1 protein-coding gene is annotated in these 456 nt (G+C 29.2%); it reads right to left on the bottom strand.

Annotated features, from left to right (window positions below; all coding sequences use genetic code 11):
- Positions 1–40 precede the first annotated feature (40 nt).
- Positions 41–456 (bottom strand): ATP-binding protein (locus HMPREF0072_RS10385; RefSeq protein WP_004830413.1); only part of this gene is annotated, 416 nt, incomplete at its 5' end.

The following is a 456-nucleotide window of genomic DNA, read 5'->3' as shown; positions in this document are numbered from 1 at the left end:
CCTTACTTCAAGATTAAGGCTCGACCTAGATACTTCTTCATTAATCATCTATTCCACCTCCATATAAAAGTAACTCTTTGTATTTTCTTAACTTCTCTTGATGGATTTTTCTTCTAAAATCTTCTCCAGTAACTTTAACTGGTATTGTCATTTCAAGTATTCTTGAATATATCCTCTGATACTCAAGGTCAATATTAGGATTTTGAATTATTTCCAATGATAAGTTTGTAGTAAAAATTGTCGGCCTACCCTTTAGGTATCTTGAGTTTATAATGTTATATACTTGTTCTCTTGCATAAGATGTATCCCTTTCAATTCCAAGGTCATCTAATATTAACAATGGAATATTTGATAGGTTATCTATAATTTCGTTTGAATCAACCTTAAATGCAGATTTTTGTATTTGATTTATAACCTGAGATAAATTCATAATCTTAACTTTAACTTGTTCTCTTG

The organism is Anaerococcus lactolyticus ATCC 51172 (genome assembly GCF_000156575.1).
Lineage (GTDB): Bacteria > Bacillota > Clostridia > Tissierellales > Peptoniphilaceae > Anaerococcus > Anaerococcus lactolyticus.
Note: the sequence above shows the minus strand (reverse complement) of the source record. Positions and strands in the feature narration are given on the sequence as shown.